Source organism: Tibeticola sediminis, assembly GCF_003843835.1.
Lineage (GTDB): Bacteria > Pseudomonadota > Gammaproteobacteria > Burkholderiales > Burkholderiaceae_C > Tibeticola > Tibeticola sediminis.
In genome coordinates this window covers 568,941-590,346 of the sequence record NZ_RKQL01000001.1, presented here as the reverse complement: position 1 = coordinate 590,346, position 21,406 = coordinate 568,941, and the positions used below count along the sequence as shown (strand labels likewise).

Genomic DNA, 21,406 nt, shown 5'->3' with positions numbered 1-21,406 from the left:
GACGGCACCCATGGTTGAAATCGAACTGGACGGCAAAAAGGTTGAGGTGCCCGAAGGCAGCACCGTGATGCAGGCGGCAGAGAAGCTGCACACCTACATTCCTCATTTTTGCTATCACAAAAAGCTCAGCATCGCGGCCAACTGCCGTATGTGCCTGGTCGACATCGAGAAGGCGCCCAAGCCGATGCCGGCCTGCGCCACGCCGGTGACGCAGGGCATGATCGTTCGCACGAAGAGCGAGAAGGCCGTGCAGGCGCAGCAGGCGGTGATGGAGTTTTTGCTGATCAACCATCCGCTCGATTGCCCCATCTGTGACCAGGGCGGTGAGTGCCAGCTTCAAGACCTCGCGGTCGGCTATGGCGGCTCCACCTCTCGATATGCAGAGGAGAAGCGGGTCGTGCCGAGCAAGGATGTCGGCCCGTTGATTTCCATGGAAGAGATGAGTCGCTGCATCCATTGCACGCGCTGCGTTCGCTTCGGCCAGGAGATCGCCGGCGTCATGGAACTCGGCATGTCGCATCGCGGGGAACATTCCGAGATCGAGGCCTTCGTCGGCTCGACGGTCGATTCGGAGCTGTCCGGCAACATGATCGACATTTGTCCGGTAGGGGCGCTGACCAGCAAACCCTTCCGCTACAAGGCCAGGACATGGGAGCTCTCGCGCCGCAAATCGATCAGTCCGCATGATTCGACGGGCGCGAACTTGGTGGTGCAAGTCAAGAACGGGCAGGTGATGCGCGTCGTGCCCTTCGAAAACGAGGCCGTCAACGAGTGCTGGATCGCCGATCGCGATCGGTTTTCTTACGAGGCCCTCAACGGGCCCGACCGCTTGACGCGCCCCATGATCAAACAGGGCGGACAGTGGCAGGAGGTCGATTGGCAGACCGCCTTGGAGTTCGTGGCGACTGGGCTGCGGGATATCCAGCGCGAAAAGGGGCCGCAAGCGATCGGCGCCCTCATCAGCCCGCATGTGACCTGCGAAGAGGCTTACCTGACCCGCGCCTTGATTCGAGGCTTGGGCAGTGACAACCTGGACTACCGGCTCCGCAACGCCGAATTCCCCGCGTTCGAGGGTGTGCGGTGGCTGGGGATGCCGATCACCGACCTGTCGCGCCTGGATTCGGTGCTGGTGGTTGGTTCGAACCTGCGCAAGGATCACCCTCTTTTTGCCCAGCGGATCCGCCAGGCCGCTCGCCATGGGGCACAGGTGTGCCGGTTCGACGCGGGCGGCACGGATTGGGCAATGCCTATGGCGCATCAGCAGGCGGTTCGCGCCGCCGATTGGGCGCAGGCGATGGCCGATGTGGCTGTCGCAATTGCCCGCGCGAAAGGGCTGCCCGCCCCGGCGCCCGGCGTAGCGACCGAGGCCGCTGAGGCGATTGCTCGGGTGTTGCTGCGCGAGGGCAAGTCGGCTGCGGTCTTGCTCGGCAACGGGGCTGCGCACCACGCGAACGCCTCGACGCTGCTGGCATTGGCCCAATGGATCGGAAATGCCGTCGGCGCGCGGGTGGGTTATTTGACCGAGGCGGCCAACACCGTCGGGATGCAACTGGTCGGTGTTCAACCCCAGGCTCAGGGCCGCAATGCCGCCGAGATGCTCTCGGGGGCGGTGGATGCGTTGTTGCTCGTGCAGAACGAGCCGGTCTACGACAGCGCGGCCGGCGACAAGGCTCGGGAGGCATTGGCCCGATGCGCTCTGGTGGTCAGTTTGACGCCCTTCAAGGCGAATCTCGACTTCAGCGATGTGCTGCTGCCAGTGGCGCCTTTCACGGAGACCTCGGGTACGTTTGTGAACGCAGAGGGGCGCGTGCAGAGTTTCAATGCGGTCGTCAAGCCGCTCGGCGAGACTCGGCCCGCGTGGAAGGTGCTCCGCGTCCTCGGGAATCTGTTGGAATTGCCGGGTTTCGATGCCGAGTCCACGCAAGAAATCCTCGCCACGTTGCGGGCCAGCTGGGGCGAAGGCGCCTTGGTTCGTGAAGACCTCTTGAACAACCGCACCGCTGCTCCGATTCGGATCGAGTCGAATGCAGGCGAACCGGTGGTGGCCAGTATTTATCAGCTCGATTCCTTGGTGCGCCGGGCGCCTTCTTTACAGGCGACCGCCGATGGTCGGCTGGGGCGTGAAGGGGGGCAGGCATGATCGACGCACTCTATCGTGGCGGTCTGGAGCTCGTCGACCAGGCCTGGTGGTCCGGCTTGGTCTGGCCCGTGCTTTGGATCCTGCTCAAGATCGTGGCGGTTCTGGTTCCCTTGATGCTGGCGGTGGCCTATTTGACGCTCTGGGAGCGCAAGCTGCTGGGTTTCATGCAGGTTCGTCATGGTCCGAACCGCGTCGGCCCGTTCGGTCTGCTGCAGCCAATCGCGGACGCGTTGAAACTGCTGACGAAGGAGATTATTCGCCCCACGGCGGCCAGCAAAGGGCTGTTCTTCCTGGGGCCGGTCTTGGCGATCATGCCGGCCCTTGGGGCCTGGGCTGTGGTGCCCTTTGGCCCAGACCTCGTTTTGGCGAACGTCCATGCAGGCTTGCTCGTCCTGATGGCAATCACCTCGATCGAGGTCTATGGCGTGATCATCGCGGGTTGGGCTTCCAACTCCAAGTATCCCTTCCTGGGTGCGCTACGCGCTTCGGCCCAGATGGTCAGCTATGAGATCGCGATGGGCTTTTGCTTCGTCGTCGTGTTGATGGTTTCGGGCAGCATGCACCTCGGGGACATCGTGGCCGGGCAGGCGCGAGGCTGGGCGGCAGGGATGGGGCTCAACTTCCTTTCCTGGAATTGGTTGCCCTTGTTGCCGATCTTTCTTGTCTATCTCATTTCCGGCGTTGCTGAAACGAACCGCCATCCTTTCGACGTCGTGGAAGGGGAAGCGGAGATCGTTGCGGGGCATATGGTCGAGTACTCGGGGATGGGCTTTGCCATCTTCTTCCTCGCCGAGTACGCGAGCATGTGGCTCGTCTCGATTCTTGCGACCTTGATGTTCCTGGGGGGCTGGCTGCCGCCGATCGACAGCGCAATCTTCAATGCGATTCCCGGCTGGATCTGGCTTGGACTGAAGACTTTTGTGGTCGTGTCGATGTTCATCTGGATCCGGGCGACCTTCCCCCGATTCCGCTACGACCAAATCATGCGTCTGGGTTGGAAGATCTTCATCCCGGTCACTTTGGTCTGGCTCGTCATCGTTGGCATCTGGATGCATACGCCCTGGAATATTTGGAACTGACCGGGAAGAAAACCATGGCAACCACGGCAGTAACCCCGTTTTCGATTCGGGATTTTTTCAAGAGCTTCTTGCTCGTCGAGCTGTTCAAGGGCATGGCCCTGACGGGTCGGTATGCGCTGCAGCGCAAGGTGACGGTTCAGTATCCCGAGGAGAAGACGCCGCTTTCTCCACGGTTTCGGGGCCTCCACGCGCTGCGCCGATACGAAAACGGCGAGGAACGCTGCATTGCCTGCAAGCTGTGTGAGGCAGTTTGCCCGGCCATGGCCATCACGATCGAATCCACGGAGCGTGAGGACGGCACCCGCCGGACCACTCGGTACGACATTGATCTGACCAAGTGTATTTTCTGCGGCTTCTGCGAGGAGAGCTGCCCTGTGGACTCCATCGTGGAAACCCACATCTTCGAGTATCACGGCGAGAAGCGGGGCGACCTTTATTTCACGAAGCCGATGCTGCTGGCGATCGGCGACCGCTATGAGGCCGAGATCGCGGCGGCCAAAGCCGCGGATGCCAAATACCGTTGAAGGCGCCTTGGCGCGGTCGAATCACCCGAACCCCTTACAGATCCCATGGACGTCCCTTCCGGCTTTTTTTATCTGTTTTCTGCGGTCTTGCTGTTTGCCGCCCTGCGCGTCATCACAGCAAAGAACCCGGTACATGCAGTCCTTTACCTGATGCTGGCTTTTTCGCAGGCCGCGGGCGTGTGGCTGCTGCTCGAGGCCGAATTCCTGGCGATTACGCTGGTTTTGGTCTATCTGGGCGCGGTCATGGTGCTGTTCCTGTTTGTTGTGATGATGCTCGACATCCGTGTCGACCGGGTCCGGGGTGCGTTTTGGCGGCATTTCCCCCTGGCGGCCGGGCTGGGTGCGCTGGTTGCGGCGGAGATGGCCGCGGTATTGTTGACCGGGTATGGCTCGGTGACCATGCCTGCAGCGCTTGCGCCGGCGTGGGCCCAAATTCCCAACACCCAGGCGCTCGGACGACTCCTGTACACCGAGTACCTTTATCCGTTGCAAGTGGCGGCGGTGATTCTGGTCGTCGCGATGGTGGCTGCGATCGCATTGACGCTGCGCCGCCGCAAAGACTCGAAGTTCATTGATCCGTCGTTGCAGGTCCATGTGCGGGCTGCGGATCGGGTGCGCCTGGTTCGGGATGTGTTGCCTGGGGTGGCGCCTGTGGCGGGGGCTACGGCGGTGGATCGTGGGGAGGCGAAATGATGATGACGGTAGGTCTGGGCCACTACCTGGCGCTCGGTGCGATTCTGTTCGCGATCGGCCTCGTGGGGATTTTTCTGAACCGGAAGAACCTCATCGTGTTGCTGATGGCGATCGAACTCATGCTGTTGGCGGTCAACCTGAACTTCGTGGCCTTTGCTCGATACCTCGGTGACATGCATGGTCAGGTGTTCGTGTTTTTTGTCCTGACGGTGGCGGCGGCCGAGTCGGCCATAGGATTGGCTTTGCTGGTCCTGCTGTTCCGCAACCGTCACAGTGTGGCCGTCGACGAAATGCACCTGCTCAAGGGCTGAGCGGCAATCCTGGAAATCAAACATGAGTCAAACCCTTACGGCAACGACGTTGCTCGCCATTCCTTTGGCACCGCTCCTCGGTGCGGTGCTTGCGGGGATCCCGGGAACGGCCTTCGGAGGCAATCTCATTGGGCGCCGAGTGGCCCATGGAAGCGCCATTTTGGGCGTGCTGATCTCCTTTCTTCTCTCCGCCTGGGTGCTGAAGGCGGTGGCGACGGAGGGCGCCCGTTTCGAGGATTCGATCTACGTCTGGATGTCTGCGGGCGGGCTCAAGATGGAGGTTGGCTTTCTCGTCGACAGCCTCACCGCCATGATGATGTGTGTGGTGACTTTCGTGTCACTGATGGTGCACATCTACACCATCGGCTACATGGAGGAAGACGAAGGGTATAACCGCTTTTTTGCCTACATCTCGCTCTTCACCTTCTCCATGCTGATGTTGGTGATGAGCAATAACCTCTTGCAGCTGTTTTTTGGCTGGGAGGCGGTGGGCCTGGTCTCGTATTTGTTGATCGGGTTCTGGTTCAACCGCCCGAGCGCCATCTTCGCGAACATGAAGGCCTTCCTGGTCAACCGGGTCGGCGACTTTGGTTTCATCTTGGGAATCGGCTTGATTGCCGCCTACACCGGCTCCTTGGAGTATCGGGAAATCTTTGCCAAGGCGACCGAACTGGCGCCACTGCCTTTCCCGGGAACGGATTGGGCGCTGATCACGGTGATTTGCATCTGCCTCTTCATCGGCGCGATGGGGAAATCGGCGCAGTTTCCCTTGCATGTCTGGCTTCCCGATTCGATGGAAGGCCCGACGCCGATCTCGGCCCTCATTCACGCGGCGACCATGGTGACCGCGGGGATCTTCATGGTCGCCCGGATGTCGCCCTTGTTCGAGCTGAGTGATACGGCGCTTTCCTTCGTTCTAGTGATTGGGGCGATCACCGCCTTGTTCATGGGCTTTTTGGGCATCATCCAAAACGACATCAAGCGGGTGGTTGCTTATTCGACCCTTTCGCAGCTCGGATACATGACGGTGGCCTTGGGCGTCTCCGCGTATTCCGCTGGCGTCTTCCATCTCATGACGCATGCCTTCTTCAAAGCCTTGCTGTTCCTCGGCGCTGGCTCGGTCATCATGGGGATGCACCATGACCAAGATATCCGCCACATGGGCGGATTGAGGAAGTACATGCCGATTACCTGGATCACGTCCTTGATCGGGACCCTCGCGCTGGTTGGTACGCCGTTCTTTTCAGGCTTTTATTCGAAAGACACGATCATCGAGGCGGTCCAGGCCAGCCACCTGCCGGGCTCTGGCTTTGCGGCATTCGCGGTCTTGGCTGGCGTGTTTGTGACGTCCTTCTACTCGTTCCGTCTCTACTTCCTCGTCTTTCACGGGAAGGAACGTTTCAATCAAGCGCATGGTCACGGGCACAGCGATCATGCTCATCACGGAGGCGGCCATTCGCCTCATGAGTCGCCCTGGGTGGTGACGCTCCCGCTGATTCTGTTGGCGATTCCCTCGGTGGCCATCGGCTATCTCACCATCGAGCCCGTGGTGTTTGGCTCGTTCTTTGATGGTGTGATCGCAGTCGATGCCGCTCGGCATCCGGTCATGGCCGAACTTGCCGAGGAGTTCCATGGCCCGCTGGCCATGGCGCTGCATGCGTTCGCGACGCCGCCTTTCTGGTTGGCGATTTCCGGAGCTGTGCTTGCGTACTACTTCTATCTCGTGAACCCGGCTTTGCCCGCCGCGATCCGGCGTGCGCTCGCCCCGATTTACCGCGTGCTCGAGGAGAAGTACTACCTCGACTGGTTCAATGAGCATGTGCTGGCCCGCGGTGCTCGGATCCTGGGGCGGGTTTTTTGGAAAGCGGGGGATGCCACGCTCATCGATGGGCTGGTGGTCAATGGATCGTGGAAGCTCGTGGCGCGAGTGGCTGGCCGGATGCGTCGCCTGCAGACCGGTTACCTGTATCACTATGCGCTGGCGATGATTTTCGGCGTGTTCGTGCTGATGACGTACTTTGTCTGGCTCAGCAGCTGAGAGGAAAAATAAGATGGGTTTGTTGAGTCTTTCGATCTGGCTGCCGATCGCCTTTGGCACGGTGCTGCTGATGCTCGGCCGGGACGAACAGCAGGCGGCGGTCCGTTGGATCGCTTTGATCGGCGCTCTGGCCGGATTCTTGGTGACCGTGCCGCTTTACGGGCAGTTCGATGCCTCGACCGCGGCCATGCAGTTCGTCGAATTGCATCCTTGGTTCGAACGCTATGGCGTCAATTACCACCTCGGGGTCGACGGTATCTCGCTGTGGTTCGTGCTGTTGACCGCGTTCATCACCGTGATCGTGGTGATCGCGAGCTGGTCTTCGATCACCGAGCGCGTGAACCAGTACATGGCGGCCTTCCTCATTTTGAGCGGGCTGATGATCGGCGTATTCGCCGCGCTCGACGGAATGTTGTTTTACGTCTTCTTCGAAGCGACCCTGATCCCGATGTATTTGATCATCGGGGTCTGGGGCGGGCCGAGGAAGATCTATGCGGCCTTCAAGTTCTTCCTGTATACCTTGCTCGGGTCGCTGCTGATGCTGGTGGCGTTGGTTTACCTCTACGTGACTTCGGGCGGCAGCTTTGACATCGCGACCTGGCAACAGATGCCCCTGACCGGGCGCGCGCAGACCTTGCTGTTTCTCGCGTTCCTCGCCGCCTTCGCCGTGAAGGTTCCGATGTGGCCGGTGCATACTTGGTTGCCCGATGTGCACGTGGAGGCGCCGACCGGAGGCTCGGCGGTGCTTGCGGCGATCATGCTCAAGCTGGGGGCCTACGGTTTTCTGCGGTTTTCCCTGCCCATTACGCCGGACGCCTCGCGGGAATTGGCCTGGCTGATGATCGCGCTGTCCATCGTGGCTGTGATCTATGTCGGTTTGGTCGCGCTCGTGCAGCAGGATATGAAGAAGCTGGTGGCGTACTCGTCGGTGGCGCACATGGGCTTCGTGACCCTGGGCTTTTTCTTGTTCAGTGAACTCGGTGTCACGGGCGGACTGGTGCAGATGATTGGGCACGGCTTCGTTTCGGCGGCCATGTTCCTGTGTATTGGCGTTTTGTACGACCGTGTGCATTCGCGCGAGATTGCCGCCTACGGCGGCGTGGTCAACACCATGCCGAAGTTCACTGCGTTCGCCTTGCTGTTTGCGATGGCCAACTGCGGCTTGCCCGGCACGGCGGGCTTCGTCGGCGAATGGCTCGTGATCCTGGCCTCCGTCAAGGCGAATTTCTGGCTGGGCCTTGCTGCCGCGTCGGCCTTGATCTTTGGCGCCGCCTATACGCTGTGGATGGTGAAGCGCGTGTATTTCGGGCCGGTGGCCAATGACCATGTGCGTGAACTCCAGGACATCAGTGGTCGAGAGTTCTTGGTCCTGGGTTTCCTGGCGATTGCCGTTCTCTGGATGGGGCTGTATCCGAAGCCTTTGACGGACGTGATGCAGGTTTCGGTCAGCGAGTTGCTGCGCCATGTTGCGGTTTCCAAGTTGAACTGACGCGGCCCGAACGAGGAAATTTATGATCGACAAGCTCAGTTGGATCGCGGTCTACCCCGAGATCATTTTGCTCGTGATGGGCTGCGTGGTGCTGCTCACGGATTTGTTCGTGACCAGTGTCTTGCGCACGGCCACTTATGTGCTCACTCAGGCGACTTTGGTCGTGGTGGGCCTCATCTACGCGCTCTATGCCCAGACGGATCAGTCGCTCTACGGCTTTGGCGGCATGGTCGTCACGGACGCGATGGGGAGTTGGCTCAAGTGCTTTGCTGCGTTTGCGGTGGCCGCAACGATGGTTTATGCACGCCCCTACGCTGCCGTGCGGGGCATGCTTCGAGGCGGTGAACTCTTTGCCTTGTCGCTGTTTTCCTTGCTCGGCATGTCCATCATGATCTCGGGCAACCATTTGCTGGTGATCTACCTCGGACTCGAATTGCTGACGCTTTCGAGCTATGCGCTGGTCGCTCTGCGGCGCGACGACCTTCCGGCGACGGAGGCGGCGATGAAGTATTTCGTGCTGGGCGCGATGGCATCGGGGTTCCTGCTCTACGGCCTGTCCATGATTTACGGCGCCACCGGCACGCTGGAGTTGGGCGAGGTGTTCAAGGCCATCGCCTCGAGGCAGATTCACCACCAGGTGCTGGTGTTTGGGGTGGTGTTCGTCGTGGCCGGTCTGGCCTTCAAGCTGGGCGTCGTGCCGTTCCATATGTGGATCCCCGACGTTTACCAAGGTGCCCCCACCGCCATCACCTTGCTGATCGCAGGTGCGCCCAAGCTCGCGGCATTCGCAATCGTGATGCGGCTGTTGGTCGAGGGTATGTTGCCGCTGGCGCCCGACTGGCAGCAGATGCTGGCGATTTTGGCCGTGGCGTCCTTGTTGATCGGAAACGTGGCGGCGATTGCCCAGACGAGCCTGAAGCGCATGCTCGCGTATTCCACCATCGCACAAATGGGCTTTATGTTGCTGGGTCTGATTGGCGGCGTCGTTCAGGGCACTGCATTGCCCGCGGCCAATGCCTACAGTTCGGCGATGTTTTATGTCGTCTCTTATGTCTTGACGACGGTAGCGACCTTCGGCGTGATTCTTTTGTTGTCGCGCGAAGGCTTCGAGAGTGACGCACTGACGGATCTCGCCGGTTTGAACCAACGGGCACCGCTTTATGCCGGCATCATGGCTGCCTGCATGTTCTCCTTGGCGGGGATTCCACCACTCGTGGGCTTTTATGCCAAGCTCGCGGTGTTGCAGGCTTTGGTGGCCACCGGAGAGACCTGGCACTTGGCGCTCGCGGTCTACGCGGTTCTGATGTCGCTGATCGGGACGTTTTACTACCTGCGGGTCGTCAAGATCATGTACTTTGACGCGCCCGAAACCGGCCACAGTGGGGTTGTGCTGGCCCCGGCGGGCGCGCGCACGGTGCTTGCCGCCAACGCGGCCTTGCTGTTGGCGGTGGGTCTGCTGCCCGCAGGCCTGATGGACATTTGCGCGCGGGCGATTGTGCTCATGCTCGGTTCTTGAGCGAGCCGAACCCGGTTTTGACTCATGTCCTCGGCGTCTTCCGCAGCGTTCTTGGTGCTGGCATTCGTGCTGGCCAACGTCCCGTTCTTCACCGATCGGTTTCTCGGTGCGGTGCGGCTGTCTCGGCCGAAGTCGCTGGTGCTGCGACTCTTGGAGTGTTTGATTTATTACGGCATGGCCGGAGCGGTGGGGTTCTGGCTGGAGCAACGCCAGGGCCAAGTGGCTCCCCAGGGCTGGGAGTTCTACGCCATCACGGCGGCTTTGTTTCTGACATTTGCGTTTCCGGGCTTCGTCTACCGTTTCCTGGTTCGCCGTGGAGCCTGATGCCGTGGCCGCCTCCGATGCGGCGCTACTCGAAGAGCGAATCGATGGGGAGCCCGTCTTCGAGGGGCGCTTGCTGCAGGTTTTTCGCGACCGGGTGCGCTTGCCGGACGGGGAAACCGCGTTCCGCGAGTATGTGGATCATCCCGGCGCGGTGATGGTCGTTCCGCTGTTGGAGCCGATCTCGGTCGATGCGCCCTTACGGGTCGTGGTTGAGCGGCAGTTTCGCTATCCGATTGGCCAGGTGATGATCGAGTTTCCGGCCGGCAAGCGCGAGCGCGACGAAGATGGCTTGATTTGTGCCGTGCGCGAACTGCGCGAAGAAACCGGCTTTTCTGCGCGCGAGTGGGCATATGTGGGGAGCTTGCATCCCTTGGTGGCGTACTCGACCGAGCGCATCGAGGTCTGGTTTGCGCGCGGCTTGGAGCCTGGCCCCACACAGCTCGACCCGGGTGAGTTCGTCGAGACCGTGGTGGTGGAATTCCCGTGGCTGCTTGAAGCGTGTCAAGATGGGCGCGTGACGGACGCCAAGACCATCGTCGGCGCCTTCTGGTTGCAAGAGCGCTTGCGCCATCGAGACGCGATCGATTGGCAGCCGGCACCGAACGTGGCGGGCTGAGCGACGCCCAAGCCGGTGCGTCGCCGAGAAGCGTTTTCGTTCCAGGAGTCGCCGTGAAGGTCTTTGAGTTTCAGTGTGCGAGCGGTCATCGGTTCGAGGGTTGGTTCGAGTCGGATGCCGACTGGCGAGATCAGCAGCGGCGAGGTTTGCTCGAGTGCCCGTTGTGCGGTGACCGCGAGGTTCGGCGCATCCCGAGTGCTGCGCATCTGGCGAAGTCCGGTTCGGAGGCGGATCGCTCTGCACACACGGAAGGCGCGCCACGGCCTGGGGACGCGGCGATCGCGCAGTGGCTACACGCAGTCCGGCAATGGGTACACCAGAGCGAGGATGTGGGTGAGCGTTTCCCCGCAGAGGTACGGCGGATGGCCAAGGGCGAGATCGACCCGCGCCAGATCCGGGGGCGCGCCAGCCTCGAGGAGGCCGAGGCCTTGCTGGATGAGGGCATTCCGATCCTGCCCCTGCCGCCGGGCGTCGACGAGCCCTTGCACTGAGGCAACGCGGATTCCGGCCGTTGGGGTCTCCTCCATCGGCCCAGCCAAGCTCAGAGATTTCCGGCCAGCAGCTTACGCAGCAGGAGATCCTTGATGCCGTGCACTTCTTCGAGGCCGAGGCGTTTTTGGTAGTTCGGGGCTAAGTCCTTGCCCTCGATGAAGGCCTTGAAGGCCAGGCTCAGCAGTTCGGTTGGATGCTCCGAGGCGTGCTTGAGCTTCTTCAAGGCGGTGACGAGCGCGATCTCTTCGGGCGTGAGGTCGGTGCCGAATGGGAAGGGCGGCAGCAGCCCGGCTTCTTGCCAAGGCGCAAGCTTTTGGGCGATCACCTCCGGAAGGTTTTGCCGATACTGTGGGGGTATTTCGTAGCTCGCCTCGAGCTTGCCGTGGGCTTTGGCCTCGCGTACCAGTTCGTCCTGGAAGCGCGAGTCGGCGATGGCGATCAGCCGCTTGACGACTTCGCTGTCGGGTTGCCCCCGGAGGTCGGCCACACCGTATTCGGTGATGAAAATATCGCGCAGGTGGCGCGGGATGGTGATGTTGCCGTACTTCCAGACGATGCTGCTGGTCAGGCCGTCTTTGGTTTCGTGGGTGGCGCGCAGCATCATCAACAGCCGCGCATCGGGCAGCGCGTGGGCCATCGCGACGAAGTTGTATTGACCGCCGACACCGCTGACGACCTGGCCGGACTCGAGCGCGTCGCTGGCGGCTGCGCCGAGCAGGGTCACGATCATCGTGGTGTTCATGAAGCGAGCCTTGGAGCGTTGGGCGCGCTTGAGCTCACTTTGGCCATCGAGCGAATTGATGAAGTCGATGCGCGTCATGTCGATCTTCGCCAGTTCCTGGGGCGGCATGGTCCGCAGCCGTTCGTAGAAGTCGTTGGGGCCCAGGAAGAAGCCGCCGGTCATGTAAATGCCGCCTTTGAGCCGGGCGCCGAGCAGATCGTGGGCGACGGAGGCGAAATGGGCCGGGTCGTTGAGGTCGTTGGCGTAGCGTCGGCCCTCGAACACGAGTGCATTGCCCTCGAGCGTGACGCCTTCGCGCAGGATGCCGAAGCGTTTGAGGAAGGCGAGGTCTTTGTCCCGCAGCGGTGAGCGTATCCGTCCGCTTTCGAGCAGTGCTTGCAGTGTTCGTGCGGTGACGGCAGCAGCGGGGATCTTCTGCTCGTTGATGAGTTGCTGCAGTCGGGTGTCGGCAAAGACTTCGCGGCGCACGATCCCGGCCTCGATCAGCTTGAGAAAGCCGTTGACGAACATCTCCGAACAGCCATAAATGCCTTCTTCGAAGCGGCCGAGTTCGCGTCCATCGAGACCGTCTGGGCAGAGCGACTCGAGGATGGATCGGTATTCGGCCGCGTGACGCTCGCGCACGATCAGCGACTGGGCAATCGCGTCGCCGAGCGACCCGATTCCGATCTGCAGCGTGCCGCCGTCGGCAACGAAGCTGGAGGCGTGCAGGCCGATCGCATAGTCGGCAAACCCCACCCGGTTGTTGGGCGGACCAAACAAGGTGTGCGTGCCTGCGGGATCGGTGACGACGACATCGAAAAACTCAGGGGCTACTTCGGCGCCGTTGGGCATGAAAGGCATTTTTCGATTGATCACGCCGACGGCCAGCAAGGGGCGCCCGGCGCCGCGGACCTTCTCAATGACCTCAAAGGTGACGTCCGGGTTGCTCGACAAGCTCAGCCGCATCGAGTCGCTTTCGCCCTGGACGGCAACCGCTTGTGCGATGACGTTGATGCCCTGCAGCAGCATGTCCCGCGCCACAAAGGTGTAGTTGGTCGAGATATGGCTTTGCTGGGCCAGGTCGTTGCCGATGTAGTCGGCGGTCTTCATGAAAAACTCTCGGACTTCGATGTTCGGTGGCAGCGCTTGGTTGCGCAGGTCCACCGCATATTCCAGGTCGGGATAGTCGCCAAACACGCGCTCGACGAGCGGTTGCAGAAACGCGCGCTCGAGGTCCGATTTGGGCGCGGGTTTGATGAGTGAGAGTGCGGTGATGATCCGCATCCGGCGCCTGGGATTGGCCTTAACGCGCCGGTACAAGGCATTGACGAATGGGTTGGGCTTGCCGATGCCCAGGGGGATGCCCAGCACGATGTCGCCTTTGACGGTGTCGAGCACATGGTCGACGGCGGCTTCGATGGAATCGATCATCAGCGTCATGGGGGGGGTCTCCGAAGGGTTGGGGTTTGGCGCAGCGAAGGCGTCCGTCTGATATCAATCAATGTAGTTTCCAGCGGCGCCGAGTTTCTTGACTCAGAGCAATTTTTCACCGAGCGCTCGTCCATGGGCTGCCTGCGCGGAGTCGAGCGAGGTGCCAAGCCCGCGGCAAACGGGGGCTTGAAGTTGGCGCAGCCGCTCCTATCTTCCGGACATGGCCGCTCGGTTCCGCGGCGGCCCCAGTAAAGATCTCGTAGACGAAAGGAGTTCGATATGTCCTCTCTGATGACCCGTGGCAACCTGTTCGATGACTTGTTCCGTGACCTGGCGCCGGCCTTTTACGTGCGCCCCCTGCATGGCGACCCGCTGCCCTCTCCGGCGCAGATCAAGGTCGACGTGAAGGAGGATGACCGCGCCTACACGGTCCAGGCCGAGATTCCGGGTGTGAACAAGGATGACATCAACGTCTCGATCGACGGCAACCTCGTCACCTTGCGCGCCGAAATCAAACAGGAAGATCGCAAGACCGAAGGCGAAAAGGTGCTGCGCACCGAGCGTTACTACGGTGCTGTGGCCCGCAGCTTCCAACTGGCGCAGGACATCGACGCCAGCCAGGCCAAGGCCAAGTACGAAAACGGCATCTTGACGCTGACCTTGCCGAAGAAAGCTGCCAACAACGCCCAGCGCCTGACCATCGAGTGATCGGGCTCGTGGCCTGAACCGGAAAAGCCAGCCTTCGCGCTGGCTTTTTTGTGTCTGGCCAAAGGTGCTCGCCGTCAGGCGGGTGCTTGGAAGAGGGCATCGACCGCACGCAGCAGCGCGTTGAGGGCGTCCGGCGCGTCGCAGGGAAACACCTGGCGGTCGCTCATGCTGCGCAGCCAGGTGAGCTGCCGTTTGGCGAGCTGGCGGGTCGCGGCGATGCCTTGTTCGCGCAGCTGCACCAGCGGCGGCGGGTCGGCGCGGCCTTGGGCGTCGAGCCAGGCCCAGGCCTGCCGGTAGCCCACGCAGCGCATGGCGGGCAACTCGGGGCTCAGGTCGCCGCGTGCGCGCAAGGCCCGCACCTCGTCGAGCAGGCCCTGCGCCAGCATCAGGTCGAAACGCTGGGCGATGCGCTCGTGCAGCCAGGCCCGGTCGATCGGTTCCAAGGAAAACATCCGGTATCCCGGCGTGGACTGGTCCGGTTTTGCTCCTGAATTAGAAGCAATCAGACGCGACATGGGCTGGCCCGACAGCCGCCAGATTTCCAGCGCGCGTTGGATCCGTTGGCTGTCGTTGGGCGAGAGCCGCGCGGCTGTGGCCGGGTCCACGCGGGCGAGTTCGGCATGCAGCGCGGGCCATCCCTGGGCGCGTGCGGCGGCTTCGATCTCGGCACGTACCGAGGCGTCGGCGGCGGGCAGCGCGTCGAGGCCCTCGAACAGCGCCTTGAAGTACAGCATCGTGCCGCCCACGAGCAGCGGCAGTCGGCCGCGCGCGCGGATGGATGCCATCAGGCTCCGGGCGTCGCGCACGAACTCGGCGGCGCTGTATGGCTGGTTCGGGTCGCGGATGTCGATCAGGTGGTGCGGCACGGCCGCGCGCTCCTCGGCGCTGGGCTTGGCGGTGCCGATGTCCATGCCGCGGTAGACCAGTGCCGAGTCGACGCTGATGATCTCCACCGGCCAGCGTGCCGCAATTGCCAACGCCGCCGCCGTCTTGCCGCTGGCGGTTGGGCCGGCGATGCATAGGGACGGGAGCTTCCCGCTGGCGTCGGGGATTGTCGTGCCGGTCATGGCTTTGCAGCGGCCGCCCGCGGTACCAGCAGCCAGGCGGCAGCGCAGATCAGCACGGTCCAGAACAGGATGCCATGCACCAGCGGCCAGATGCTGCCGTCGAGGTGGATGCCGATCCAGTCGCCCATCGCGAACGCGGCGACCATCATCCAAAACCCGTTCACTGCGGAGGCCGTGCCCGCGGTTTGCGGAAACGGGCCGACCGCACCGCTTTGGCCGCACGGCTGGTGGATGCCGTGTCCGACCATGAACAAGTAGAACGGCAACACGATCGCCCAGGCACCGTACCAGGCTTGCCCGGCGCCGAGCCAGGCGAGCAGCGCCACGCCGCCTCCGCCGCTGAGCGTCAGAGCGCCTGCAATCGCGACCGTGCGCGCCACACCGAAGCGTCGCAGCAGCGCGCGGCACACAAAGGTGCCGCCGATGTAGGCCAGCGAGTTGGTGAACATGATCAGGCCGTAGCCGGCTTTGGACAGTCCCAGCACCTGGGTGAACACGAACGAGGAGGTCGCCAGAAACGTGAACAGGCCGCCATACGAAGCCGTCGACAGCGCCGAGAACGACAAAAAGACGGGGTGACGCATGATGTGCAGCCACGTGCGCACGAGGGTGCCGAAATGAAGGGGCTGGCGTCGATCCGCCGGCACCGTTTCACGAAAGCGCAGCGCCACCACGGCTCCGGTCAAAGCGCCGAAGGCCGCAACGGCGAACAGCGCTGCCCGCCAGTCCAGCGCCTGCGACAAAACCCCGCCCACCGGTGCGCTCAGGCACGCGAGCAGCCCCAGCCCCGTCAGCCCCTGCGACATCACCCGCGCGCCTTCCACTGGCTCGTACAGATCGCGCACGACGGCGCGCGCGCACATCACGGCAGCGCCCATGGCGGCGCCTTGAACGGCGCGCCAGACGATCAGCAGCGCCATCGACGGCGCGAGCGCCGCCCCCAGCGCCGCGAGCACATAGGCCGCGAGCCCGACAAGCAGCACCGGCCGCCGCCCATAGCGATCCGAAAGCGGCCCCCAGACCAGTTGCGACACCCCGAACGCCAGCAGCAAGGCAGTGAGCGTGAGCTGTGCCTGACCCATCGAGGCACCGAAACCCTCGGTGAGGGCGGGGAGCGCCGGCAGATAGAGGTCGGTCGTGACCGGCTGCAGACCCAGCAACAAGGCGAGCAAAACCACGAGCGTGGTGGGCGTCATCGGCTGGGGCTCGGTCACCGGGGCGGTTTGCAGCGGCGCAACCCGGCAGGCCGAGGAGGCGGGGCCGTTCGTGAAGGAGGGCGGGGTCGGCTCGGGCATCGCGCGAGCGTAGCAAAAACGCCACCGCTTCGTGCCGAGCTCCACGGGATCGTCATGCACCCGCAAGACCCCTGCGGCACAATGGTAGAAACGGCCGCATGCGCGGTGCCTCGCATCGATATTCATAGAGGAGACCTCGATGTCCCAAGGATTTTCATGGAACCGTCGCCAACTCATCGCCCTGCCCGTGGCCATGGCCTTGGGTCGATCCGCCTGGGCCGATTCGCCCGGGGTGGGCGAGCGCGAGGTGCTGCTGGGCCAGTTTGCCGCGCTCAGTGGGCCCGCGGCGCAATTGGGGCTGCGGCTGCAGGCCGGGATGAAAGCCTGGTTCCAGCATGTGAACGCCGCCGGAGGCGTGGCCGGTCGGGCCATACGGCTGGTGGCGCGGGACGACGGCTATGAGCCCGAGCGCGCGCTGGCCGCAGCCAAAGGCTTGATCCAAGAGGACCGGGTCTTTGCGCTCGTGGGTTCGGTCGGCACGCCGACCACGCTGGCCGCTGTTCCCGCCATCAACGAGGCGGGCATTCCGCTCGTGGGCATGTTCACCGGCGCGCAGGCGCTGCGTGAGCCCTTCAACCGCAACCTCTTTCATGTGCGCGCGAGCTACTTCGATGAGACCGAGCGCATCGTGCAACACCTCACCACGCTGGGTGTGAAGAAAATCGGGGTCTTCTACCAGAACGACTCCTACGGCCAAGCGGGCCTGACCGGCGTGCGCAACGCGCTGCAGCGGCGCAAGATGGAGCCCGTGGGGCTGGGCACCGTCGAGCGCAACAGCGTCGATGTCAGCAAAGCGCTCGACAGCCTGCTCAAAGCGCAACCCGAGGCCATCGTTCAGATCAGCGCGTACAAGTCCTGTGCTGCGTTCATCAAAGCCGCGCGTGCCAAGGGCTATGGCGGACAGTTTTTCAACGTGAGCTTCGTGGGTTCGAAGGCCTTGGCCGACGAGTTGGGCGATGCCGGCGCAGGCGTGGTGGTGTCGCAGGTGGTGCCGTTTCCGTTCCAGCCGGCGATGCCGGTGGTGCGCGACTACCAGGCGCACATGGTGGCCGCAGGCGACAAGGAGTTCGATTTCTCGAGCATGGAGGGCTACCTCATCGCGCGCGTGGTCACCGATGGCCTCAAGCGCGCCGGCAAGAACCTCACGCGCGAGTCCTTCGTGGCGGGGCTGGAGTCGATGCGGGAGGTGGACATCGGCGGCTTCAAGGTCAGCTTCACGCCGCAGAACCACGAGGGCTCGAAGTACACCGACCTCACCATCATCGCGCGCGGCGGGAAGTTCATGCATTGAGAGGCTGAACACGCCCCGCTCGGGAACGGGTTCAGGCAACGCTGAATCCGTTGGCACGATGGTGCGCGAGCGGCCGCGGCCCCGCTCATCGACCGCGCAGGAACAGCGCGTCGAGTTCACGCATGGAAATCTGTCGCCACGTCGGGCGGCCGTGGTTGCACTGGTCGGAACGCTCGGTGGCTTCCATCTGGCGCAGCAGGGCATTCATCTCGTCGAGCGTGAGCCGGCGGTTGGCGCGCACCGCGCCGTGGCAGGCCATGGTGGCGAGCAGTTCATTGCGCGCGCGTTGCACCACCGTGCTGGCTTCGTGCTGGGCCAACTCGGCCAGGACGCTGCGTGCAAGCGCCACGGCATCGCCCTGCGCGAGCGCCGCGGGCACCGCGCGCACGGCCAGCGTCTTGGGCGAGAACGGGGTGATTTCCAGCCCCAGTTGCGAAAGCGCCGCCGCATGCGCCTCGGCCGTGGCCACTTCCTCGGGCGTGGCGGCGAAGGTCGCGGGGATCAGCAGCGGCTGACTGGCGATGGCGGCCTGGTCAAGCTGGTTCTTGAGCCGCTCGTACACGATGCGCTCGTGCGCGGCGTGCATGTCCACGAGCACCAGACCGTGGCGATTCTCCGCGAGGATGTAGACCCCGTGCAATTGGGCGAGCGCGCGCCCCAGTGGCCAGTCGTCTGCAGGCGTGGGACTGGAGGCGGCCGTGCCGGCCAGGGCGACCGAGGGCTGCGCGTCGCTGGGGGCCGCGAATGCGAGGCTTGCGTTTTCGGGTGTGCTGCCGCTGGCCTGTGGGCCTGCGCCACCCGGCGTTGGCACCTCGGTTTGCCAGAGCGCGCCGAGGTCACGGACCTCATGGCCGCGAGAAACTCCTAAATCAATAGCGGCTTGTGACCAATTGACGCTGGCGTTCGGCGGTTTTTTCTCAAAATTGATGGTTTCGGACGCGACAGGGGCGGACTCGGCACCGGCGAAGGCCGCGCGCGGCGTGGCGAGCGCGTTTTCGATCGCGTGGCGCACGGCCTGGTGCACTTCGCGCCCATCACGAAAGCGGACTTCGATCTTGGTTGGATGCACGTTCACGTCGACCCGCGTCGGGTCGATTTCCAAGTGCAGCACATAGACCGGCTGGCGCTGGCCATGCAGCACGTCCTCATAGGCGCTGCGGGCTGCATGGGCGATGACTTTGTCGCGCACAAAGCGGCCGTTGACGAAGGCGAACTGCCCATCGGCGCGGCTGCGCGCGGCGTCGGGCACACCCGCGCGTCCCCAGACGCGCAGGGGACCGGCGCGATGATCGACGGCCACCGACTGCGCGAGGAAGTCCTCGCCCAGCACGTCGGCGATGCGCCGCTCGTGCGCGCGCAGCGGCTCCAAGTCGCGCCAGGACCGCCACTGTTCGATCAGCCGTCCTTCGTGCCAAACCGCAAAACCCACGTCGGGGCGCGAGAGCGCATGGCGGCGCACGGCTTCGAGGCAATGCGCGAGCTCGGTCGCATCGGTCTTGAGGAACTTACGCCGCGCGGGGGTCGAAAAGAACAGCTCGCGCACTTCGACCGTTGTGCCGACGGCGCGCGCTGCGGGCCGCATCTCGCCGCTGGCGGCGTCGATGGACCAGGCCTCGGCGGCGTCGGCGGTGCGGGAGATGAGGGTGAGTTCGCCGACGCTTGCGATCGCGGCGAGCGCCTCGCCGCGAAAGCCCATGGTGCCGACGGCTTCGAGCTCGGCGAGGCTTGCGATCTTGCTCGTGGCGTGGCGTTTGAGCGCGATGGGCAGTTCGTCGCGCGCAATGCCAGCACCGTCGTCTTCCACGCTGATGAGCCGCACGCCGCCGGCAAGCAGGCGCACGGTGATCTGCGTGGCGCCGGCATCGAGCGCGTTGTCGAGCAGCTCGCGCTCCACCGAGGCCGGGCGCTCGACGACCTCGCCCGCGGCGATCTGGCTGATGAGCGCGTCGGGCAACTCGCGGATGGGACGCCGCGCGGGCGCGGCTGCGCGGCCTTCGTTCAGATTCAGAGTCGGGGTCATAGGTTGTTGAGGATAAGGCCTGGATGCTGCCAGGGTGGTGCTGACCCATGTCCCCACGCTCCGCGGGGCGCGCGTGCGTGGGGAGCAGCGTTGCCATAATCGCCCGATGGACCTTGTCGCCTTTCTGTTCGACTTCATCCTGCATGTGGACCGCCATCTGGAGGTGTTCGTGCAGACCTATGGCGCGTGGGTGTATGCGCTGCTGTTCCTCGTCGTTTTTGTCGAAACAGGACTGGTCGTCATGCCGTTCCTGCCCGGCGACTCGCTGCTGTTCGTCGTCGGTGCGCTGTGTGGCGCGGGCCTGATGGATCTGCGCTTGGCGATGGGCTTGCTGTTTCTTGCCGCGGTGCTGGGTGACCAGCTCAACTACAGCATCGGGCGCTTTTTCGGCCCTAAGGTGTTTCGCTGGGAGCAGTCGCGCTTTTTCAACCGCCGGGCCTTCGATCAAGCGCACCGCTTCTACGAACGCTACGGCGGCATCACCATCGTCTTGGCGCGCTTCATGCCCTTCATCCGCACCTTTGCGCCCTTCGTGGCCGGGGTGGCCGAGATGACGCGCAGCCGCTTCACGCTCTACAACCTCATCGGCGCAGGGCTTTGGGTGGGCGGATTGACGCTGGCGGGCGATCTCTTCGGCAATCTTGAGTGGGTGCGGGAGAACCTGAGCACGATCATTTGGGCGATGATCCTCGTGCCCGGTGTCCTCGCGCTCGTGGGCGGCTGGCGCAGCAGCCGTCGCGCCAACGCTTGACCGGGCGGAGCCGGGGCGAGTCGCCGATGGTTGCACCCTCCGATGCGCCGCCGCCCGCTTGGGTGCTCACGCGGGCGCACGCGCGCCGGCTGCGCGAGGTCTACCGTTCGGCGGGCTGGCCGTGCCAGGATGGGCTCGAAGTGGAACTACTCGCCGCGGGCTGGCTCGAGCGGATCCAGACCGACGACGGCCGCGAGCGGCTGCGCGTCACCGACGCCGGGCTGCGCTGTATCGCGGCGTCGCTGCAGGCCAACCGGGCGGCCCGCGATGCCCACGAGGCGCTGGTGCAGCGCGTGGCCCGCGACATGGCGCGTGCCGGGCGCATCGTCTACACCGGCTTGAGCCTGCGCGCCCGGGTGCCGCGCGCCGTGGCACCGCCCGAGCCGGGCGCGAGCGCACCGTCGCCGGGTGAGGGCACCGTCGAGCCGCAGCCCATGCTGCCCGCGTTCGAGCCGGCCGGTGCCGCCTCGCAGACCGACGAGCCCGCGACGCGCTGGGTCGTCGCGATGCCCGACGTGTTTTCCATCCGCAAGACCACGGTCGAAGCCTGGCTGCAGCCGGTCGTGCATGAAATCAAGGTGCGGCGCGCGGACCTGCTCGGCGACCTCAAGCAGCCGGCCAAGCGGGCGGCCTATCTCGATCTCGGCGGTGAATGTTGGTACGTGCTCGGGCGGGACGCCCGCGGCCGGCCCATCGGCGAGCCCGATGAGATCCCGTTGGAATGCGGCGTGATGCAAGCGCAAGAGGACGGCCTGGTGGTACTGCGGCCGGCGCCGCGCCGGCCCGTCGAGCGCCTGCCGCTGGCGGTGTGGCTGGAACTCGCTCAGCGCACGCCCTGGCGCGACGAGGACGAGCCCGCGCAGGCGCGCTTCTGAGGGTGTGGTTCTGATTGCAGTG

General features: G+C 63.8%; 19 protein-coding genes. 15 read left to right on the top strand and 4 right to left on the bottom strand.

What is annotated here, in order from left to right; all coding sequences use genetic code 11:
• The first annotated feature begins 10 nt into the window (after positions 1-10).
• The 11 genes from nuoG to EDC62_RS02740 are packed head-to-tail and all read left to right on the top strand — an operon-like array spanning position 11 to position 11,221.
• Positions 11-2,140 (top strand): NADH-quinone oxidoreductase subunit NuoG, encoded by a 2,130-nt coding sequence (gene nuoG / locus EDC62_RS02790; RefSeq protein WP_124221108.1) that lies wholly within the window; start codon positions 11-13, stop codon positions 2,138-2,140.
• Positions 2,137-3,219, top strand: coding sequence for an NADH-quinone oxidoreductase subunit NuoH (nuoH, locus tag EDC62_RS02785; RefSeq protein ID WP_124220230.1), 1,083 nt, complete (start codon positions 2,137-2,139; stop codon positions 3,217-3,219). Before nuoG ends, nuoH begins: the two co-directional genes overlap by 4 nt.
• A 14-nt stretch (positions 3,220-3,233) precedes the next feature.
• Positions 3,234-3,743: an NADH-quinone oxidoreductase subunit NuoI gene (gene nuoI / locus EDC62_RS02780; RefSeq protein ID WP_124220228.1), complete on the top strand. Its 510-nt coding sequence runs from the start codon at positions 3,234-3,236 to the stop codon at positions 3,741-3,743.
• A 45-nt stretch (positions 3,744-3,788) separates the two neighbouring features.
• Positions 3,789-4,436, top strand: coding sequence for an NADH-quinone oxidoreductase subunit J (locus EDC62_RS02775; RefSeq protein ID WP_124220226.1), 648 nt, complete (start codon positions 3,789-3,791; stop codon positions 4,434-4,436).
• A 2-nt stretch (positions 4,437-4,438) separates the two neighbouring features.
• The gene (gene nuoK / locus EDC62_RS02770; protein WP_124221106.1) at positions 4,439-4,747 is read left to right on the top strand and encodes an NADH-quinone oxidoreductase subunit NuoK; all 309 of its coding nucleotides are present in this window, start codon (positions 4,439-4,441) and stop codon (positions 4,745-4,747) included.
• A 22-nt stretch (positions 4,748-4,769) separates the two neighbouring features.
• Entirely contained in the window at positions 4,770-6,785 is a 2,016-nt protein-coding gene (gene nuoL / locus EDC62_RS02765; RefSeq protein WP_124220224.1) for an NADH-quinone oxidoreductase subunit L, read from the top strand.
• A 13-nt stretch (positions 6,786-6,798) separates the two neighbouring features.
• On the top strand, positions 6,799-8,274 hold the full coding sequence (locus tag EDC62_RS02760; protein ID WP_124220222.1) for an NADH-quinone oxidoreductase subunit M: 1,476 nt from the start codon (positions 6,799-6,801) through the stop codon (positions 8,272-8,274).
• Between the two features lie 22 nt (positions 8,275-8,296).
• Positions 8,297-9,790, top strand: a complete 1,494-nt coding sequence (gene nuoN, locus EDC62_RS02755) for an NADH-quinone oxidoreductase subunit NuoN (protein ID WP_124220221.1) — start codon at positions 8,297-8,299, stop codon at positions 9,788-9,790.
• Positions 9,791-9,814: 24 nt separating this feature from the next.
• Entirely contained in the window at positions 9,815-10,114 is a 300-nt protein-coding gene (locus EDC62_RS02750) for a DUF2818 family protein (RefSeq protein WP_124220219.1), read from the top strand.
• Positions 10,104-10,730 (top strand): NUDIX domain-containing protein, encoded by a 627-nt coding sequence (locus EDC62_RS02745; RefSeq protein ID WP_245968721.1) that lies wholly within the window; start codon positions 10,104-10,106, stop codon positions 10,728-10,730. The genes EDC62_RS02750 and EDC62_RS02745 overlap by 11 nt, the downstream gene beginning before the upstream one ends.
• A gap of 53 nt (positions 10,731-10,783) precedes the next feature.
• Positions 10,784-11,221: a DUF1178 family protein gene (locus tag EDC62_RS02740; RefSeq protein WP_124220215.1), complete on the top strand. Its 438-nt coding sequence runs from the start codon at positions 10,784-10,786 to the stop codon at positions 11,219-11,221.
• Positions 11,222-11,271: 50 nt separating this feature from the next.
• Here the strand turns inward: EDC62_RS02740 and EDC62_RS02735 are convergent, their stop codons facing one another.
• Positions 11,272-13,386 carry an acetyl-CoA hydrolase/transferase C-terminal domain-containing protein gene (locus tag EDC62_RS02735; protein WP_124220213.1) on the bottom strand — a complete coding sequence of 705 codons (2,115 nt, stop codon included), beginning with the start codon at positions 13,384-13,386 and terminating at the stop codon, positions 11,272-11,274.
• A gap of 270 nt (positions 13,387-13,656) precedes the next feature.
• Here EDC62_RS02735 and EDC62_RS02730 point away from each other — a divergent pair, with 270 nt between their 5' ends.
• Positions 13,657-14,085, top strand: a complete 429-nt coding sequence (locus tag EDC62_RS02730) for an Hsp20/alpha crystallin family protein (RefSeq protein ID WP_124220211.1) — start codon at positions 13,657-13,659, stop codon at positions 14,083-14,085.
• Between the two features lie 74 nt (positions 14,086-14,159).
• On the opposite strand, the gene miaA is transcribed toward EDC62_RS02730, so the two are convergent.
• Together miaA and EDC62_RS02720 are read right to left on the bottom strand one after the other, a co-directional pair.
• The gene (gene miaA, locus EDC62_RS02725) at positions 14,160-15,152 is read right to left on the bottom strand and encodes a tRNA (adenosine(37)-N6)-dimethylallyltransferase MiaA (protein ID WP_124220209.1); all 993 of its coding nucleotides are present in this window, start codon (positions 15,150-15,152) and stop codon (positions 14,160-14,162) included.
• Positions 15,149-16,348, bottom strand: coding sequence for a Bcr/CflA family efflux MFS transporter (locus EDC62_RS02720; RefSeq protein WP_124221104.1), 1,200 nt, complete (start codon positions 16,346-16,348; stop codon positions 15,149-15,151). Before EDC62_RS02720 ends, miaA begins: the two co-directional genes overlap by 4 nt.
• A gap of 238 nt (positions 16,349-16,586) precedes the next feature.
• On the opposite strand from EDC62_RS02720, the gene EDC62_RS02715 reads away from it, so the two are divergent.
• On the top strand, positions 16,587-17,738 hold the full coding sequence (locus tag EDC62_RS02715; protein ID WP_211330899.1) for an ABC transporter substrate-binding protein: 1,152 nt from the start codon (positions 16,587-16,589) through the stop codon (positions 17,736-17,738).
• 85 nt (positions 17,739-17,823) lie between these two features.
• Here the strand turns inward: EDC62_RS02715 and mutL are convergent, their stop codons facing one another.
• Complete coding sequence (mutL, locus tag EDC62_RS02710) at positions 17,824-19,758, bottom strand: DNA mismatch repair endonuclease MutL (RefSeq protein ID WP_124220207.1); 1,935 nt, start codon at positions 19,756-19,758, stop codon at positions 17,824-17,826.
• A 106-nt stretch (positions 19,759-19,864) separates the two neighbouring features.
• Here mutL and EDC62_RS02705 point away from each other — a divergent pair, with 106 nt between their 5' ends.
• Both EDC62_RS02705 and EDC62_RS02700 read left to right on the top strand, forming a co-directional pair.
• On the top strand, positions 19,865-20,509 hold the full coding sequence (locus tag EDC62_RS02705) for a DedA family protein (protein ID WP_124220204.1): 645 nt from the start codon (positions 19,865-19,867) through the stop codon (positions 20,507-20,509).
• 26 nt (positions 20,510-20,535) lie between these two features.
• Complete coding sequence (locus EDC62_RS02700; protein WP_124220201.1) at positions 20,536-21,384, top strand: hypothetical protein; 849 nt, start codon at positions 20,536-20,538, stop codon at positions 21,382-21,384.
• Positions 21,385-21,406: the final 22 nt, after the last annotated feature.

What these genes read in the sequence shown, in the direction of transcription:
- nuoG (WP_124221108.1), top strand. Translation starts at nt 11, where the DNA reads ATGGTTGAAATCGAACTGGACGGCAAAAAGGTTGAGGTGCCCGAAGGC.
- nuoH (WP_124220230.1), top strand. Translation starts at nt 2,137, where the DNA reads ATGATCGACGCACTCTATCGTGGCGGTCTGGAGCTCGTCGACCAGGCC.
- nuoI (WP_124220228.1), top strand. Translation starts at nt 3,234, where the DNA reads ATGGCAACCACGGCAGTAACCCCGTTTTCGATTCGGGATTTTTTCAAG.
- EDC62_RS02775 (WP_124220226.1), top strand. Translation starts at nt 3,789, where the DNA reads ATGGACGTCCCTTCCGGCTTTTTTTATCTGTTTTCTGCGGTCTTGCTG.
- nuoK (WP_124221106.1), top strand. Translation starts at nt 4,439, where the DNA reads ATGACGGTAGGTCTGGGCCACTACCTGGCGCTCGGTGCGATTCTGTTC.
- nuoL (WP_124220224.1), top strand. Translation starts at nt 4,770, where the DNA reads ATGAGTCAAACCCTTACGGCAACGACGTTGCTCGCCATTCCTTTGGCA.
- EDC62_RS02760 (WP_124220222.1), top strand. Translation starts at nt 6,799, where the DNA reads ATGGGTTTGTTGAGTCTTTCGATCTGGCTGCCGATCGCCTTTGGCACG.
- nuoN (WP_124220221.1), top strand. Translation starts at nt 8,297, where the DNA reads ATGATCGACAAGCTCAGTTGGATCGCGGTCTACCCCGAGATCATTTTG.
- EDC62_RS02750 (WP_124220219.1), top strand. Translation starts at nt 9,815, where the DNA reads ATGTCCTCGGCGTCTTCCGCAGCGTTCTTGGTGCTGGCATTCGTGCTG.
- EDC62_RS02735 (WP_124220213.1), bottom strand. Translation starts at nt 13,386, where the DNA reads ATGACGCTGATGATCGATTCCATCGAAGCCGCCGTCGACCATGTGCTC.
- EDC62_RS02730 (WP_124220211.1), top strand. Translation starts at nt 13,657, where the DNA reads ATGTCCTCTCTGATGACCCGTGGCAACCTGTTCGATGACTTGTTCCGT.
- miaA (WP_124220209.1), bottom strand. Translation starts at nt 15,152, where the DNA reads ATGACCGGCACGACAATCCCCGACGCCAGCGGGAAGCTCCCGTCCCTA.
- EDC62_RS02720 (WP_124221104.1), bottom strand. Translation starts at nt 16,348, where the DNA reads ATGACGCCCACCACGCTCGTGGTTTTGCTCGCCTTGTTGCTGGGTCTG.
- EDC62_RS02715 (WP_211330899.1), top strand. Translation starts at nt 16,587, where the DNA reads ATGTCCCAAGGATTTTCATGGAACCGTCGCCAACTCATCGCCCTGCCC.
- mutL (WP_124220207.1), bottom strand. Translation starts at nt 19,758, where the DNA reads ATGACCCCGACTCTGAATCTGAACGAAGGCCGCGCAGCCGCGCCCGCG.
- EDC62_RS02705 (WP_124220204.1), top strand. Translation starts at nt 19,865, where the DNA reads ATGGACCTTGTCGCCTTTCTGTTCGACTTCATCCTGCATGTGGACCGC.
- EDC62_RS02700 (WP_124220201.1), top strand. Translation starts at nt 20,536, where the DNA reads ATGGTTGCACCCTCCGATGCGCCGCCGCCCGCTTGGGTGCTCACGCGG.